Source organism: Polaribacter sp. (assembly GCF_965660385.1).
In the GTDB taxonomy this organism is placed as follows: domain Bacteria; phylum Bacteroidota; class Bacteroidia; order Flavobacteriales; family Flavobacteriaceae; genus Polaribacter.
Genome location: NZ_CBFHZT010000012.1, coordinates 39,090 through 55,373, shown reverse-complemented (window position 1 = coordinate 55,373; position 16,284 = coordinate 39,090). Strand labels below are relative to the sequence as shown.

Genomic DNA, 16,284 nt, shown 5'->3' with positions numbered 1-16,284 from the left:
AATTTTAATTTTGATAAAGAAAAGAGTATTTTTAATCACTAAGATCTCTATTGTTTTCGCTTGCCTTCATCTGTAAAATTATCATTTATGGAGCGCTCAGTTTTAATGATACTTACCAAAATTGATAATGCAACTAAAACCATAGGTTCCCAACTTAAAGCTACTTTTGTAATTGATGCCAATAACAAGGCCGCTAAAAGAGAAAAACCACTATATTTTAAAAATGCTTGATTAAAATTTGAGTTTGCAAAATTCCAAATTTCTTGATTTTGCATTGCTTTTGGTGTTCTGTAACCATAAATATTATTTACTTTTTTGGGCGGGAATTTCCAAAAAATAATACTGATTAAAAACAATACACCATTTGTGGTTAGTACATAAGTAAAAGAATCCATAATAATCTATTTTTTAATTTTGTAAATGGTTTAAGGTCTACTTTTTAATAGGGCGCATTAATCCTTCTTGCGCAAAAGAAGCAATTAATTTTCCATCTCTGGTAAAAATATTACCTCTACATAAACCTCTTGCTCCATAAGTGTTTGGTGATTCTGCTGAAAACAACATCCAATCATTAAAATCAAAATCTCTAAAAAACCACATAGAATGGTCTAAACTTGCAGTCATGGTATTGCCAAAATTATAATCTTTCGCATTCGGATTAAAAGCAGCATTTAATACATTGTAATCTGAAATATAGGTTAAGATTTGATGTTTCAAAGCCATGTTCATATTCGGAATATCACCTTTTAATTTAAACCAAATATCCTCTTTTGCTGGTCTGTTTTCAGGTTCTAAAGGGTTGGGTATATGAACAGGTTTAAAGTCAATGGGCCTTTCAATACTTAAAAAAGATTTAATTCCTTTTGGCAAAAAATCACCAAATTTACGTACCATATCATCCCAACTTAGCAGTTCTTCTGGTTGTTTTATTGCTGTATTGATTTCTACTTGATGTTCAAAACCTTCTTCTTTTTTATGAAAAGAGGCAGCCAAAATAAAAATGGTTTTTCCTTTTTGAGAAGCTGTAACACGTCTTGTAGAAAAACTACCTCCATTTCGCATTTCAGAAACTTCATACCTAATGGGTATTGTTAAATCTCCAGCTTCTAAAAAATAAGCGTGTAAAGAATGTAAAAAACGATGTTCTTGAATGGTTCTGTAGGCTGCATTTACAGATTGTGCTAAAACTTGTCCGCCAAAAACAATAGCACTTCCAATTGTTACACTTTCTCCAGAAAACACATTTCTATCTAATGGTTTTAAGTCTAATAAATCAATTAATGCTTTGGTAGTTTTCATTGAGGTTTATTTTTTTGAAAGGAAATTTTTGCTGAAAAGGAGTAGGTTGTACGCCTTGTAAAAATAACTTTAAAATTCTGTTTGTAATTCTTTTTTTATGTCTAAGATATATGGTTAAATCATTTGGTTCTGCACCAACTGAGCTTTTAATTTCGCTTGCTGTTCTTCCAAAGTTAATAATATTTACCTTTTTTTGTATGGCAATTTGCACATAATCATAAAGCATTCTTTGGTAAATTGCGTGTGTCTTATTGTACTTATAGTCAATACCAACAAAATGCGCATCCAAAGCATTATGGTTAATGATGCCCGATAAAAAACCAACAATTTTGTCATTTAACCAATATGTTTTTAAAATATAATTATCACCAAAATTCGCCTTAAAATCTATATAGGTTTGTAAGTTAAAATCGGCTAAATTAAAGGAGGCATTTGTAGCTACTTTTTGATACAACTGCGTCATTTTTGGCAAGTGTTGGTTAATGTTATTTAAGGTTACAGTTTCTATTTTTAAAGCACCACTTAATTGTAATGCTTTTTTAGCTTTTACACGAAATTTGGTTTTCATAGCAGCTAAATAATCCTCAAAATTTTGCCAATTATCATTTAAATGTAAAATCATGTTCGGTTCAACAGAAAAAGGATGGTAACCATAATTTTTCAATTCATCAGTAATTAAAAGAGATTCGTTTTCAAAATCCTTTAAAAGAAAAGCATCAATTTTTAATTTATTATCAGCAGTAGTTAATTGTAAAATTGCCTTTGCTAAATCTTTAATTACACTTTTCTTATCTTCGGTTTGATTAATGAAAATACCATGCTCACCACTAACAAAAGTATTTCCACTAATTAAGATTTTTAATGGCTTTTTGTTGGGGATGATGTGTAGTTTTCTTCCAATTTCTTTTACTTTTTTAGTAAAAGATTCTAAATTGTTTTGAATAGCTTCTAAATTAAAATTGATAATTTGTATAGATGTAAAAGCTTTTGGTTTTAAATTTTCATCAACTAAAATGATGTATTTAAAGTTTATGTTTGGATGGTTTTTTTCTATAGATTTTAAAAAATTTCTATGCAAGTAAATGTTGTTTTCACAATCTAAATGAGTCCAAATTTCATTAGAAATCTCATCAACAGATGAAAAAAAAAGTGCGGTATTGCTCTTGTTACAAAAATTCAAGTATCTTCTATAAATGCTTTTTCATTGCAAATATACAACTCGTAGAATTAACAATTTTTAAATTTTAGCATCTTAATAAGCTATTTATAACTTTTCTTTAACAAACTAATACTTGGTATAAAGTTTATTGACAAATGGAAAAAGTATCTTTGCAAAATTATAAAAATGATTATTTCATTTACACCAACCAACTAATTATGAGAAATATAATTCTAGCAATTCTAGGGGTATTATTGATTGCAGGTGCAATTTTTTTAGGAAATTACTTTATTGAAAAAAACCAAAAACCAAAACCTAAATTTAAGAAAACCATAAAAACTGTTTTTGTAGAAAATGTTGAAAATAAAGAAATTCCGATTGTTTTAAATGCCAAAGGAAATTTAGTTGCTCAGCATAAAATAGATGTTTTTTCTGAAGTTCAAGGTATATTAAATTTTTCTAAAAAAGCCTTTAAACCAGGTACACAATATTATAAAGGAGAGACATTATTGAGTGTAAATAGTGAAGAGTTTTTAGCGAGCCTAAAATCTCAAAAAAGTAACTTGTACAACTTAATTACATCAATTTTACCAGATATTCGTTTAGATTTTAAATCTGAATTTAGCAAATGGGAAAAGTATTTAAAAGATTTTAAAATTGATAAAACTACCCCTAAACTCCCAGAATTTTCTTCAGATAAAGAAAAGTTTTTTATCTCTGGTCGTGGCATTTTAACAGCGTATTATAATGTTAAAAATTTAGAGGTGCGTTTCTCTAAACATATTATTAGAGCACCATTTACTGGCGTTTTAACAGAGGCTTTGGTTACTCCTGGAACTTTAGTAAGAGCTGGACAAAAATTAGGCGAATTTATAGATACTAGTGTGTACGAGTTAGCGGTTTCTATTAACGCAGAATTTGCAAATTTATTAAAAGTAGGGAATTCAGTTGAATTATCGAATCTAAATAAAACTAAGGTTTATCAAGGAAAAGTGATTAGAGTTAATGGTAAAATAGATCAGATTTCTCAAACAATAAACGCTTACATTGAAGTTAAACACCCCGATTTAAAAGAAGGTATGTTTTTAGAAGCCAATTTGATTGCAAAGTCTGAGAGTGATGCTATAGAAATTTCAAGAAAATTATTGGTAGATAATACAGCAGTTTATACGGTTAAGAATGATAGTATTTTAACGTTAAAGAATATCAAACCCGTATATTTTGGGGCTGAAAATGTTGTTATTAAAGGCTTAAAAAATAATGATGTTATTTTAACGCAAGCTTTACCTGGTGCTTTTAATGGCATGGTTGTAAAAATCAACAAAACAAAATAAGATGAAAAAAATAATTAGTTATTTCATCAAATTTCCTGTGGCTGTAAATGTTGTAATTATTGCATTTATTGTTTTTGGAGCTGTTGGTGCGTTCAGCATGAAATCTTCCTTTTTTCCATTGGTAGATTCTCAATTAATTCAAATCAGTTTGGTTTATCCTGGAGCTTCACCAGCAGAAATGGAAGAGGGAGTTGTACTTAAAATTGAAGATAATTTAAAAGGAATTGTAGGTGTAGAAAGAGTAACTTCGGTTTCTAGAGAAAACTCAGCATCAGTAAGTATAGAAGTAGAAAAAGGTAAAAATATTGATGTTGTACTTTCTGATGTTAAAAATGCAGTAGACCGTGTGCCTTCTTTTCCATCTGGTATGGAACCTCCTGTAATTGCTAAAGTAGAAAGCATAAGGCCTACCATTAGTTTTTCTGTTAGCGGCCAAAATGTTTCTTTAAAAGCTTTAAAGCAATATGCAAGAAATATTGAGAATGATATTCGAGGAATTGATGGAATTTCGCAAGTAGTTTTATCAGGTTTTCCTGAAGAAGAAATAGAAATTGCTGTTCGTGAAAACGATTTAAGAGCTTATCAATTATCGTTTACAGAGGTTGCAAATGCAGTTCGAAATTCTAATATTTTAATTACTGGTGGAAACATAAAAACGGCAGAGGAAGATTATTTAATTAGAGCTAGAAATCGTTTTTATTATGGAGTTGAATTGCAAAATATTATTGTTAGAACTCAAGAAAACGGAACAATTATTCGCTTAAAAGATATTGCAGAGGTTAAAGATACGTGGTCAGAAACCCCAGATCGATTATTTTTTAATGGCAACTTAGCCATCGATATTACTGTGAGCAATACCAATAACGAAGATTTAATTTCATCTGCAGATAAAATTAAAGATTACATTTATGAGTACAATCAAAAACAGCAAAATATTCAATTAGCGGTTACTAGCGATCGAAGTACAACATTAAATGGTAGAACGAAACTATTAATTGAAAACGGAATTGTTGGTATTCTTTTAGTGCTTTTCTTTTTAGCGCTGTTTTTAAATTTACGATTGGCAATTTGGGTTGCTTTTGGTTTACCTATTGCATTTTTAGGAATGTTTATGTTTGCAGCTCAATTTAATGTTACTATAAATGTATTGTCCTTATTTGGGATGATTATTGTAATTGGTATTTTGGTGGATGATGGTATTGTTATTGGAGAAAATATTTATCATCATTATTACGATTTAGGCAAAACTAAAATACAGGCAGCTGTTGATGGAACCATGGAGGTTATACCACCCATTATATCAGCAATTTTAACCACAATTATAGCCTTTTCTACTTTCTTTTTTGTAGATGGTAGAATAGGAAGTTTCTTTGGTGAAGTGTCTACAATTGTACTGTTAACCTTATCGGTTTCTTTAATTGAAGCCTTAATTATTTTACCTGCACATATTGCACATTCTAAAGCTTTAGATAGAAAACGCTTAGAAAACGGCGAAGTACAATATAAAGGTATTGATGGTTTTTTTAAGAGAATTAACAAAGCTGCAGATGCAGGTTTGTCTAAATTTAGAGATACGTATTATGTGCCTTTTTTACGCTTTTCGTTAAACCATAAAATCTTTTCTTTTTGTGTACCTGTAGCGATTTTAATTTTTAGTTTTATGGCTATTGGTGGAGGAGTAGTGAGAACTTCTTTTTTTCCAAGAATAGCTAGTGATCGTGTTCAAATTAATTTAACGATGCCACAAGGTACCAATGAATTTATCACAGATTCTATTATCTCATCTATAGAAGAAAAAGTTTGGTTGGTAAACGATGAGTACACTAAAAAGCAAACAGGTAACCTTCAGGTTGTAGAAAACGTGATTAAAAGAGTTGGTCCAGGAAGTGCAAATGCAACCTTAACTGTAAATCTTTTACCTGGTGAAGCACGTGATTTTTCATCACCAGAAATAACAAATGCTATTACAGAAAAAGTAGGAAAAGTATATGGTGTAGAAAGTTTAACGTTTGGTTCTGGAGGTAATTTTGGTGGCAGTCCAGTGGCTATTTCTTTGTTGGGAAATAATATTGACGAACTAAAAGCGGTAAAACAAGAACTTAAAGAAAACTTAGAAAACAACCCATTATTAAAAGATGTTGCTGACAACGATCCTGCAGGGATTAAAGAAGTACGCATAAAATTAAAAGATAATGCATATCTATTAGGATTAACTTTGCAATCTGTAATGCAGCAAGTTCGTTATGGTTTCTTCGGATTTCAAGCGCAACGTTTTCAACGTGGGCAAGATGAAATTAAAGTTTGGGTTCGTTATGATAGAAAAGATAGATCATCCATTAAAGATTTAGATGATATGCGAATTATTGCACCAAATGGCACTAGAATTCCGTTTTCTGAAATCGCCAATTATACGATTGAAAGAGGTGATATTGCTATCAATCACTTAGAAGGTCAACGCGAAATACAAATTACTGCAGATTTAAAAGAACTAAAAGGAAGTGCAACAGAAATTTTAGAAGATATAAAAACGAATGTGATGCCAGAAATTTTATCCAAACATTCAACAGTTAGACCTGTCTATGATGGTCAAAATAGGGAAAGAAATAAAACCAATGATTCAGTAGATAAAATCAAGTGGTTAATTTTAGGATTAATTTACATTGTTATTGCATTCACATTCCGTTCGTATTCACAGCCGTTATTATTGATTATTATGATTCCTTTTAGTATGATTGGCGTAGTTTGGGGGCACTTTATTCACGATTTTGCTATTGGTATTTTATCCTTTTTAGGGATTATTGCTTTAATAGGGATTATGGTAAATGATGGTTTGGTATTAATTGGTAAATTCAATAACTACTTAAAAGAAGGTATGAAATATGATGATGCTTTAATCGCAGCTGGTCAATCTCGTTTTAGAGCTATTTTCTTAACTTCATTAACCACAGTTGCAGGCTTAGCACCCTTAATTTTTGAGAAAAGTAGGCAAGCGCAATTTTTAATTCCTATGGCAATTTCCATTGCATATGGTATTGCTATTGCTACAATTTTAACCTTAGTAATGTTGCCTTTGTTATTGTCAACTTCCAATTGGTTTAAGGTAAAAATTAAGTGGTTAATAACAGGAGAACAAATTACCAAAGAAGAGGTAGAAAGAGCTGTAATCGATGCTAAATATGATGAAAATGAAATTTAATAAACTTACTTTTTTAGTCCTTTTTTTGTTGACGCTACATAGTTTTTCTCAAGAAATTCTTACCAAAAAAGAAGCTTTAGAAATTACTTTAAAAAATAATTTTGGGGTTAAAATAGCCAACAATAATGTAGAGGTTGCTAAAAATAATTCTAGTATTTTAAATACAGGTTTTTTACCAACTGCATCTGTAATTTCGGGTGCAAATTATAGCAGAAATAACCAAAGTTTAACGTTTACAGATCGAAACACAGGTGGTGATTCTCAAATATCAGGAAGTGGTATTGTATCAAAAAACTACACCACAGCATTGGGTGTTAATTATACAATTTTTGATGGTTTAGGTAGAAAATACAACTATCAGCAATTAAAAGAAACCTATAATTTAACAGAGCTACAAGCAAGAGCAACTATAGAAAATACGTACTTACAATTGTTCACCACTTATTTTCAAATTGCACGTTTATCAGAGAATGAGAAAAATTTAAAAGAAGCTTTGTCAATCTCAAAAAGACGATTAAAAAGAGCAAAATATACATATGATTATGGTCAATCTACAAAATTAGAATATTTAAATGCGCAAGTTGATGTAAATAACGATAGCATTACCTATATCACTGCAAAGCAACAATTAAGTAATGCAAAAAGAGGTTTAAATATTATTTTAGGTATTGAAAAGGAAACCAATTATGCTGTTGAAACTGAGGTAGATTACAACACTATGCTAAACTATGACGATTTAGAGGTCAAAACGATTTCTAATAATTCACTCCTAAAACAAAACGAAAAAAATATTGCCATTAGTGAGTTCAATATAAAAGTAAATAAAGCCAATTATTTTCCAACATTAAGTTTTAACGCTTCTTATGGTTTTAATAGAACCGAAAATGAAAATTTAATCAACCCATTTGGGGCAAAACTCATTACTTCTGATGGATTAAACACCGGTTTAAATTTAACTTGGAATGTTTTTGATGGTGGTGCTAGAAAAACAAGAGTTGCTAATGCAAAAATTGCCTTAGATAATCAAGAAATTGCTTTAGAACAGCAAAAGGTTAGCATTAAAAACAACTTAAAAAACACTTGGGAAAATTACAAAAACCAACTTTTTATCTTAAAAGCTCAAGAGCAAAATGTGTTGAGTAATCAAAATAATTTTGATAGAACTCAAGAACGTTTTAAGCTAGGGCAAATTACATCAGTAGAGTTTAGGCAAGCACAAATTAACTTAATTAATGCAAAAACAGCCTTAAACAACGCAAAATTTGATGCCAAATTAATCGAATTACAATTACTACAATTAAGTGGAGATATTTTAAATGTCAAGCTATAAAGATTGACTTTTATCATAAAATAGCATTTTTAAACCTATTACATTTACAATCTAATTGTAAAAAATATGAAGTTTTTAAATGTACCCTTAGTTTCTTGGGCAAATGGCACAGTTATGATTGGTGTTTTTGCCTTAGTTGTTGTTGGCTTAATAGCAGCAGTTTACTTATTGATGAATAGCGATAAAAAGTCTTCAAAATAAACAGAGTTCAATTGTTTTTATAATCCAAATGAAAATTTGGATGCTTTTTTTTGTCTTAATTTCTAGCTTTTTTGCGTAAATTTATAGGCTAAATTTTGATTATAATGAATGCAGATTTGTCTACTAATTTTGCTTACTTATTCGAAGAAGAGTTACTCAAAGAAATTAACAATCTTGGTGTTCCCAAAAAATTCAAAGCAGATACTGTTATTATCGAATTAGAAGATTTTATAAAGTCTATGCCACTATTACTTTCGGGTGCAATAAAAATTCTAAGAGAAGATGAAAAAGGCGAAGAACTGGTTTTGTATTATTTAGAAAAAGGAGACACTTGTGCCATGACTTTATCATGTTGTATGGGACAAACAAAAAGTAAAATTAGAGCAGTTGCAGAAACAGATGTTTCTTTAATTTTATTACCAAAAGAAAAAATGACTGTTTGGTTAAGCAAATATAAATCTTGGCAATCATTTATTTTAGAAAGTTATCACAACAGGGTAGAAGAGCTTTTAGAAGCAATTGATACCATTGCATTTTTAAAGATGGAAGACCGTCTTTTTAAATATTTAAAAGACAAAGCTATGGTTATCCATAATGATGTTCTACAAGTTACTCACAAACAAATTTCAGAAGACTTACATACCTCTAGAGTTGTTGTTTCTAGGTTGCTAAAAAAGCTAGAAAACGAACAAAAAATAGCATTGCACAGAAACAGTATAAAAGTGTTGCAACTGTAACATAGGTTACAAATAATGTAAAGAAACTTAGGTATTTTTGAAATAAAATTATGAAGTACTTTACAATACTATTCGTTTTACTAGTTGCTTTTGGCTGTCAAAAAAAGCAAAATCCTTCTTATGCAAAAGCAAAATCTCAGGTTGATGTCAATCACCCAGGAAAAAAACTCATGGAAAACAAATGTTATGTTTGTCACAGTCCTTCTGCTTCGCATGATGACAGAATTGCACCTCCAATGATTGCCATTAAGAAGCATTATATTTCTTCAGAAACTACCAAAGAAGAGTTTATTGAATCGATACAAAATTTTGTAAAAAAACCAACGAAAGAAACTACAAAAATGAGAGGAGCTGTCAAAAGATTTGGGGTAATGCCCAAACAAGTTTTTGCAGCAGATGACATTAAAAAAATTGCTGAATACATGTTTGATAATGAAATTGAAGAACCAGAATGGTTTGAGTCTCACTTTAATGAAGAAAAAGGAAAGGGAAATGGAAAAGGAAATGGGAAAATGAAAGGAAAGCAAAACCACAAAATGGGTAAAAATTTACAAGATTTGCCTTATTCAGAAAGAGGTTTACAATATGCACTTTCTACAAAAGCAGTATTAGGGAAAAACTTAATGGGTAAAATTCAAAAAGAAGGCACTTTAGCAGCACTAAAATTTTGTAATGTAAAAGCATATCCTTTAACAGATAGCATGTCTGTTTATCACAATGCAACCATTAAAAGAGTTTCAGATAAACCTAGAAATCCTATTAATTTAGCAAATACCGTAGAAAATAAATACATTAAGATCTTTAAAGAATACCTTAAGTTAGGGAAAGATTCAGAGCCAATTGCGATAGAATCTTCAAAAACTGTAACAGTATACTATCCAATCAAAACCAATAGCATGTGTATACAATGTCATGGTAGTAAAACAACTGATATACAACCAAATGTTTTAGCGCAAATAGATAAGTTATATCCAAAAGATAAAGCAACTGGTTATACAGAAAATCAGGTAAGAGGCATTTGGAGTATAGCTTTTAACAAATAAAATAGTTCTTAGGCATGAGTAAATTTTCAGAAATCATCAATCAAGATAAACCTGTTTTAGTCGATTTTTTCGCAGAATGGTGTGGCCCTTGTAAAATGATGAGTCCAATTTTAAAAGAAGTAAAAGATGGTTTAGGAGATGAAGTATCAATTATAAAAATTGATGTTGATAAAAATCAACCTTTAGCTGCAAAATATCAAGTTAGAGGTGTACCTACATTAATTTTGTACAAATCTGGTCAACAAGTTTGGAGACAATCTGGTATGGTTCAGAAAAACGAATTAGTTTCTATTATTAATAAGTTTAGTTGATTATTATAATAGTTTAGTTAGTTGGCACCTGAATTAATTTTCAGGTGTTTTTTTAGGGTTAATACAATCTAAACTATAAAAACCTCCACAGTTAGTAGTTCTTTTTTTAGAAAATTGAGTAATTAAATACGCAGTTGTAATGAGGTTTCTCAATTCACATAAGTCTACACAAAGTTCAGAATAATCATACAAACGTTTGTTGTCTTCGTACAAAACGCGTAAACGTTTTTCTGCACGTTGTAAACGTTCATTAGAACGTACAATACCAACATAGTTGGTCATAATGGTTTTCACTTCATTTCTATCATGAGAAATTAAGACTTTTTCCATGTTTTTAATCACGCCACTATCATTCCAAGCAGGTACATTTTTAGGGAACTTTGCTTTTTTAAATTTTTTAGAAACATTTTTAAACGCATTATGTGCATAAACCAAACCTTCTAATAAAGAGTTAGAAGCTAATCTGTTTCCACCATGCAAACCAGTTCTGGTAACTTCTCCACATGCATAGAGTTTTTTGATTGAAGTTTTTGCTTTTTTGTTCACATTTACGCCACCACAAATGTAATGCGATGCTGGGACAACAGGAATATAATCTTTAGAAACATCAATATTTAAAGACAAACACTTTTTGGTGATATTAGGAAAATGTTCCTTAAATTTTTCCATATCTAAATGTGTACAATCTAAATAAAGATGAGGTTTTCCGCTTTTTTTAAGTTCGTTATCAATAGCTCTTGCAACAATATCTCTAGAGGCTAATTCTTCGCGTTCATCATAGTTGTGCATAAAGAAATTACCATTGTAATCTCTTAATTTTGCTCCAAAACCTCTTACTGCTTCAGAAATTAAAAAAGCAGGATATTCTCCTGGATTATATAATGCAGTTGGGTGAAATTGAATAAATTCCATTTCAGAAATTTCTGCTTTAGCTCTGTAGGCAATTCCAATTCCATCTCCAGTAGCAACTGTAGGATTTGTTGTAGTTTCATACACTTGTCCATTACCACCAGAAGCTAAAATGGTGAATTTACTAACGAAAGTCTTTACCTTATCTTCTTTAATATCTAAAACATAAGCCCCAAAACAAGAAACTTTAGAGTTTCTTTTGGTTTTTTTTTGTTGAACTTGATGCTCTGTAATCAAGTCAATTGCATAATGATACGTTAAAAAATCAATATTTGGTTGTGCATTTACTTTTGCTAATAAAGTACGTTCAATTTCTGCGCCAGTAATATCTGCATGATGTAAAATTCTGTTTTGAGAATGACCACCTTCACGTCCTAAATCATAATTTCCTTGCTCATTTTCATCAAATTGAGCTCCCCAATCAATGAGTTCTTGTAATCTTTTTGGGGCATCTTCTATAACCATTTTTACTACCTCTTCATCACACAAACCATCACCAGCAATTAGGGTGTCTTGTATATGTTGTTCAAAAGTATCTACAGTTTTATTATATACAGATGCAATGCCACCTTGAGCATATTTTGTGTTAGATTCGCTTTGTTCATCTTTAGTGATGATGGTAATCTTAGCATCGCTAAATTTTTTTGCGGTTTTTAAAGCAAAGGTTAATCCTGCAATACCAGAACCAATGACTAAAAAATCTGTTGAAAATGTTTTTTGGTCAGAAAGCATAGCGTTATTTAGAGATTTCTAACATTCTTTGAATAGGCACAATGGCTTTTTTACATAATTCAGCATCAACTTCAATATTAGGCAATTCGTGTTTTAAACACAGGTATAATTTTTTCAGCGTATTCATTTTCATATATGCACACTCACTACAAGCACAAGTATTATCTTCTTTTGCAGGAGCAGGAATAATTGTTTTATCTGGGTTTTCTTGCATCATTTGAAACAAAATACCAGCTTCAGTAGCAACAATAAATTTCTGTTTATCGCTATTTCTAACATGATTTAAAAGTCCTGATGTTGACCCAATATATTTGGCAACTTTTAACATATGCGCTTCGGATTCTGGGTGTGCAATCAATTCTGCATCTGGATGTTCTTTGTACAAATCAATCAATTTTTCCATAGAAAAAGCTTCGTGAACCATACAAGCTCCATCCCAAAGCAACATTTCTCTTCCTGTTTCTTTGTTCAAATAATCGCCTAAATTACGATCTGGAGCAAAAATTATAGGTTGATTTTTAGGAATAGCATCAATAATTTTTCTTGCGTTTGATGAAGTACAAACATAATCGCTCAATGCTTTAATTTCTGCTGAACAATTGATATAGGTTACTACAACATGATTTGGATGTTTAGCTTTAAAAGCAGAAAATTCTTCTGGCGGACAAGAATCTGCCAACGAGCAACCTGCCAATAAATCTGGTAACAAAACTTTTTTATAAGGATTTAAAATTTTAGCAGTTTCTGCCATAAAATGCACACCAGCAAATACAATTACATCTGCATCTGTTTTGGCAGCTTGTTGTGCCAAAGCTAAACTATCACCTACAAAGTCTGCAATTTCTTGAATCTCATCAATTTGATAATAATGCGCCAATAACACTGCATTTTTTTCTTTTTTTAATCGAAGAATTTCTTCAACATAATTAATGTTTGGAGTTTTGATATCTAAAAAACCTTTTTCATTCAGTTTTTCTTTAGCAGTGATTAAAGTTTCCATAAAAATTGTTTAATTTAGACTTGGTAGCAAATATAATGGCTATTTTGTTGGTAGGAAAATGATTAAAGTCATTGCTTTTAAATTATAACTATAATGCAAAAAATGTTGAATTTATCCGAAAATTTTTGGACAAATAAGTACGAAACAAACAAAATTGGTTGGGATTTAGGAGAAGTTTCTCCACCCTTAAAAGCTTATTTTGATCAATTAAAAAATAAAGACCTAAAAATATTGATTCCTGGTGGTGGAAATTCTTACGAAGCTGAGTATCTTTTTAACAACGGATTTAAAAATGTGTATGTAATAGATATCGCTAAACAACCTTTACAAAACATAAAATTAAGAGTTCCAGATTTTCCAGAAGCTCAATTAATTCATGCTAATTTTTTTGATTTAAACCAAGAGTTCGATTTGATTATCGAACAGACTTTTTTCTGTGCCATAAATCAAGAATTAAGACCAAAATATGCTGCAAAAATGAATGCTATTTTAAAACCAAAAGGGAAATTAGTAGGTGTACTTTTTGATGCCGTTTTAAATGAAGATCATCCACCTTTTGGTGGCAATAAAGAAGAGTATCTCAATTATTTTCAACCTTATTTTAAAAACATTCAAATGATACCTTGTTACAATTCTTTTCAAAACAGAAAAGGCATGGAGTTATTTGTTAAAATTGAGAAATAGCAAAAAAAAGGCTGTCCAAAAAGTACTAAATTTTGTCATTTTGAGCATTACTGAAATCAAAATATATTTTGATAGAAATTAGCGAGCGAAGCTAACAATGGAGCCGAAAAATCTATTCAACTAAATTTCAGTAATTTAGATTTCTCCATAAAGTCGAAATGACATGTTTAAAACACTTTTCAGACAGCCTCTTTTTATTTAAAAATTATACTGAAAAAAAGCAGTAAAATTTCTTCCTGGTTCAGTAATAGGAACCCTACCAAAATTAGCTTGATTGGTGAAACTAAAGTTTAAATGATTGTTATACGTTTTATCAAAAACATTAATCGCAGCAAAACCTAAATTGGCATTTTTAAAAGGCGCAAACCCAAAACGAACATCAACAGTTTGGTAACCTTCTGTTGTAGTTTCTCCAAAACTTGGTGCAATTTCATCTTGAGAACTTGTAATGTTATACTGCACATTTGCCCAGTATTTTTCTTTAGTTGTTCCTAAAATTAATCTTGCATTAAAAGGCGGAGTTAAAGGTAAAGATTCATCTAAATCTTTATTTTTTGCATATACATACGCCATTTCAGATTTAAAATAATAATCAGTTAAGATTGCGGTTTCAAAAGAAGCTTCAAAACCTGTTCTGTATGCGTTGTCTAAATTTTGAAACACTTTAGGGTTTACAGGTTGTGCAGTTGGCATAAATTTTCTGGTTTTTGTTGGGTCTACAATACCCACAATAAAGTTTTGCAAATCAGAATAATACACAGAAGCAGCATATTTAATACTGTTTTTGGTGTTTTTTGCCTTGAAACCAACCTCAAACTGATTATTCACTTCTGCTTTTAAATCTGGATTCCCAATATATTCATAAGGATCTTGATTAATGGTGAAGTGATTGATATAACGTTCAATCATATTTGCAGAACGAACTCCTCTACCAAAAGCAGCTTCTAAAGTAAAGTTTTTAGAAACCAATTTTTTTAGTGAAACTGTTCCGCTAACATTATTTTCTGTTCTTTTCTCTAAGTTATATAGCGCTGCAAAATCTGCTTCAGGATCTTTAATATCAGAAATTATTCTATCATATCTTACCCCAGCAGTTAACAAAGTGTTTTCTGTAAATAACCATTTTGCTTCTGTAAATAAACCAAAATCATTTACGTAAGAATCTTGCCAAACTTTATCGTTAAATTCTCTTGGAGTTGGTAACATGTTTCCGTTCATTGCCTTTACCAAACGCGTTCTTCCACCATCTCTAGCAATAAGCATCGCATCTACACCTGTAAAAATATCTACATTTTTAGAAGGTTGCCAATTCAGCTCTATTTTTCCACCCATTGTAGTCGCTTCTACTGCAGAAGCAGCTTCCATCATCATAAAAGATGGTCTGTTGGTATTCGTCATTAAATGATCTACATAACTATAATAGGCTTTGGCAGCAATGCTATTTATTTTTCCTGATAAATTAGTTTTTTTATAATCTAAAGAAGCAATAGTACTATTATCATATTCAGTATCCATAGGCAAACCAGCGTGCAAAACATCACGTCCAAAAGATTGTCTCCAATGAAATTGTAAACGCTCAAAATCGGTAAAATTATAACCCACATTTACACCAAAATCTGTGCTTAAAAAAGAAGAAGGTATTTCTGTACCATCACCATCTTTATAATTCCCAAAATCTCTGTATCCGAAATTACTAACTACGTCATATTTGTCTTCTATATATTGTAATTGCAGCATATTTACTGTAGAATTTCCATTGGTTTCAAAACCTGATGAAAATTTTCCATGAAAACCATTATCCAAATAATTAGGTTGTTTAGACACCATATTTACAATGCCGCCAAAAGTAGCTCCATAACGCACAGTATAAGGCCCTTTTATAATTTCTATTTTAGAAATTTCTTCAGGAATAATGTGTGTTGTAATAGGATCCATTCTATTTGGGCAAGCGTGCATTGCTTTGGTGCCTCCATCATATTGAATGTTCAATTGTTCATATTGGCTTCCTCTAAAGGATGGATCTATGGCATAATTTCCTCTTTTGATTACCGAAAAACCATTGATGTTATTAAATAAATCAGCCACATTTTTAGGTTGTACTACGTTTTTAGCATATCTGTTTGATATAATAGCATGTATTGGGTCTGTTTTTAATTTCCCTGTGATAAGTACTTCATCTAATTTTACTCTTTTTATAGTATCTTTTTTAATTTTTTGAGCAAAAGAAACAGTAGAAATAAGTGCGCATAAAAGCACACTAAAAATTGTTTTCATTTTTAAAATTTTTAGTTTTTTTATAAGATTGTTCACTCTTATTACTTTTAATAAGAGTTTTTTAATTTTTTTAAA

At 30.4% G+C, this 16,284-nt stretch carries 14 protein-coding genes; 8 read left to right on the top strand and 6 right to left on the bottom strand.

What is annotated here, in order from left to right:
- Window positions 1-47 precede the first annotated feature (47 nt).
- The 3 genes from ACTG3V_RS05710 to ACTG3V_RS05700 are packed head-to-tail and all read right to left on the bottom strand — an operon-like array spanning window position 48 to window position 2,377.
- Window positions 48-395, bottom strand: a complete 348-nt coding sequence (locus tag ACTG3V_RS05710) for an SdpI family protein (protein ID WP_439131177.1) — start codon at window positions 393-395, stop codon at window positions 48-50.
- 37 nt (window positions 396-432) lie between these two features.
- Complete coding sequence (locus ACTG3V_RS05705) at window positions 433-1,299, bottom strand: acyl-CoA thioesterase (RefSeq protein ID WP_439131176.1); 867 nt, start codon at window positions 1,297-1,299, stop codon at window positions 433-435.
- Window positions 1,274-2,377 carry a peptidogalycan biosysnthesis protein gene (locus ACTG3V_RS05700; protein WP_439131175.1) on the bottom strand — a complete coding sequence of 368 codons (1,104 nt, stop codon included), beginning with the start codon at window positions 2,375-2,377 and terminating at the stop codon, window positions 1,274-1,276. The genes ACTG3V_RS05705 and ACTG3V_RS05700 overlap by 26 nt, the downstream gene beginning before the upstream one ends.
- A 236-nt stretch (window positions 2,378-2,613) precedes the next feature.
- Here ACTG3V_RS05700 and ACTG3V_RS05695 point away from each other — a divergent pair, with 236 nt between their 5' ends.
- The 7 genes from ACTG3V_RS05695 to trxA all read left to right on the top strand — a co-directional run bounded on the left by ACTG3V_RS05695 (window position 2,614) and on the right by trxA (window position 10,610).
- Window positions 2,614-3,792, top strand: coding sequence for an efflux RND transporter periplasmic adaptor subunit (locus ACTG3V_RS05695; protein ID WP_439131174.1), 1,179 nt, complete (start codon window positions 2,614-2,616; stop codon window positions 3,790-3,792).
- A gap of 1 nt (window position 3,793) precedes the next feature.
- Window positions 3,794-6,988 carry an efflux RND transporter permease subunit gene (locus tag ACTG3V_RS05690; RefSeq protein ID WP_439131173.1) on the top strand — a complete coding sequence of 1,065 codons (3,195 nt, stop codon included), beginning with the start codon at window positions 3,794-3,796 and terminating at the stop codon, window positions 6,986-6,988.
- Window positions 6,978-8,318 (top strand): TolC family protein, encoded by a 1,341-nt coding sequence (locus ACTG3V_RS05685; RefSeq protein WP_439131172.1) that lies wholly within the window; start codon window positions 6,978-6,980, stop codon window positions 8,316-8,318. Before ACTG3V_RS05690 ends, ACTG3V_RS05685 begins: the two co-directional genes overlap by 11 nt.
- A gap of 66 nt (window positions 8,319-8,384) precedes the next feature.
- Window positions 8,385-8,519, top strand: coding sequence for a hypothetical protein (locus tag ACTG3V_RS05680; protein WP_439131171.1), 135 nt, complete (start codon window positions 8,385-8,387; stop codon window positions 8,517-8,519).
- A gap of 104 nt (window positions 8,520-8,623) precedes the next feature.
- On the top strand, window positions 8,624-9,256 hold the full coding sequence (locus tag ACTG3V_RS05675) for a Crp/Fnr family transcriptional regulator (protein ID WP_439131170.1): 633 nt from the start codon (window positions 8,624-8,626) through the stop codon (window positions 9,254-9,256).
- A gap of 50 nt (window positions 9,257-9,306) precedes the next feature.
- Complete coding sequence (locus tag ACTG3V_RS05670) at window positions 9,307-10,299, top strand: c-type heme family protein (protein WP_439131169.1); 993 nt, start codon at window positions 9,307-9,309, stop codon at window positions 10,297-10,299.
- A 14-nt stretch (window positions 10,300-10,313) separates the two neighbouring features.
- The gene (trxA, locus tag ACTG3V_RS05665; protein WP_439131168.1) at window positions 10,314-10,610 is read left to right on the top strand and encodes a thioredoxin; all 297 of its coding nucleotides are present in this window, start codon (window positions 10,314-10,316) and stop codon (window positions 10,608-10,610) included.
- A 33-nt stretch (window positions 10,611-10,643) separates the two neighbouring features.
- Here the strand turns inward: trxA and nadB are convergent, their stop codons facing one another.
- Window positions 10,644-12,251 (bottom strand): L-aspartate oxidase, encoded by a 1,608-nt coding sequence (gene nadB, locus ACTG3V_RS05660; RefSeq protein ID WP_439131167.1) that lies wholly within the window; start codon window positions 12,249-12,251, stop codon window positions 10,644-10,646.
- A gap of 4 nt (window positions 12,252-12,255) precedes the next feature.
- Complete coding sequence (gene nadA / locus ACTG3V_RS05655) at window positions 12,256-13,251, bottom strand: quinolinate synthase NadA (protein WP_439131166.1); 996 nt, start codon at window positions 13,249-13,251, stop codon at window positions 12,256-12,258.
- Window positions 13,252-13,356: 105 nt separating this feature from the next.
- Here nadA and ACTG3V_RS05650 point away from each other — a divergent pair, with 105 nt between their 5' ends.
- A complete protein-coding gene (locus tag ACTG3V_RS05650; protein ID WP_439131202.1) occupies window positions 13,357-13,935 on the top strand; it encodes a methyltransferase domain-containing protein in 579 nt (192 codons plus the stop codon).
- 198 nt (window positions 13,936-14,133) lie between these two features.
- Here ACTG3V_RS05650 and ACTG3V_RS05645 read toward each other — a convergent pair whose 3' ends face one another.
- The gene (locus ACTG3V_RS05645) at window positions 14,134-16,209 is read right to left on the bottom strand and encodes a TonB-dependent receptor domain-containing protein (protein ID WP_439131165.1); all 2,076 of its coding nucleotides are present in this window, start codon (window positions 16,207-16,209) and stop codon (window positions 14,134-14,136) included.
- Window positions 16,210-16,284: the final 75 nt, after the last annotated feature.

Excerpts from the sequence above, each read along its gene's own strand:
- ACTG3V_RS05645 (WP_439131165.1), bottom strand. The coding sequence starts at position 16,209 with ATGAAAACAATTTTTAGTGTGCTTTTATGCGCACTTATTTCTACTGTT.
- ACTG3V_RS05675 (WP_439131170.1), top strand. The coding sequence starts at position 8,624 with ATGAATGCAGATTTGTCTACTAATTTTGCTTACTTATTCGAAGAAGAG.
- nadA (WP_439131166.1), bottom strand. The coding sequence starts at position 13,251 with ATGGAAACTTTAATCACTGCTAAAGAAAAACTGAATGAAAAAGGTTTT.
- ACTG3V_RS05710 (WP_439131177.1), bottom strand. The coding sequence starts at position 395 with ATGGATTCTTTTACTTATGTACTAACCACAAATGGTGTATTGTTTTTA.
- ACTG3V_RS05705 (WP_439131176.1), bottom strand. The coding sequence starts at position 1,299 with ATGAAAACTACCAAAGCATTAATTGATTTATTAGACTTAAAACCATTA.
- ACTG3V_RS05685 (WP_439131172.1), top strand. The coding sequence starts at position 6,978 with ATGAAATTTAATAAACTTACTTTTTTAGTCCTTTTTTTGTTGACGCTA.
- ACTG3V_RS05680 (WP_439131171.1), top strand. The coding sequence starts at position 8,385 with ATGAAGTTTTTAAATGTACCCTTAGTTTCTTGGGCAAATGGCACAGTT.
- trxA (WP_439131168.1), top strand. The coding sequence starts at position 10,314 with ATGAGTAAATTTTCAGAAATCATCAATCAAGATAAACCTGTTTTAGTC.
- ACTG3V_RS05695 (WP_439131174.1), top strand. The coding sequence starts at position 2,614 with ATGGAAAAAGTATCTTTGCAAAATTATAAAAATGATTATTTCATTTAC.
- ACTG3V_RS05690 (WP_439131173.1), top strand. The coding sequence starts at position 3,794 with ATGAAAAAAATAATTAGTTATTTCATCAAATTTCCTGTGGCTGTAAAT.
- nadB (WP_439131167.1), bottom strand. The coding sequence starts at position 12,251 with ATGCTTTCTGACCAAAAAACATTTTCAACAGATTTTTTAGTCATTGGT.
- ACTG3V_RS05670 (WP_439131169.1), top strand. The coding sequence starts at position 9,307 with ATGAAGTACTTTACAATACTATTCGTTTTACTAGTTGCTTTTGGCTGT.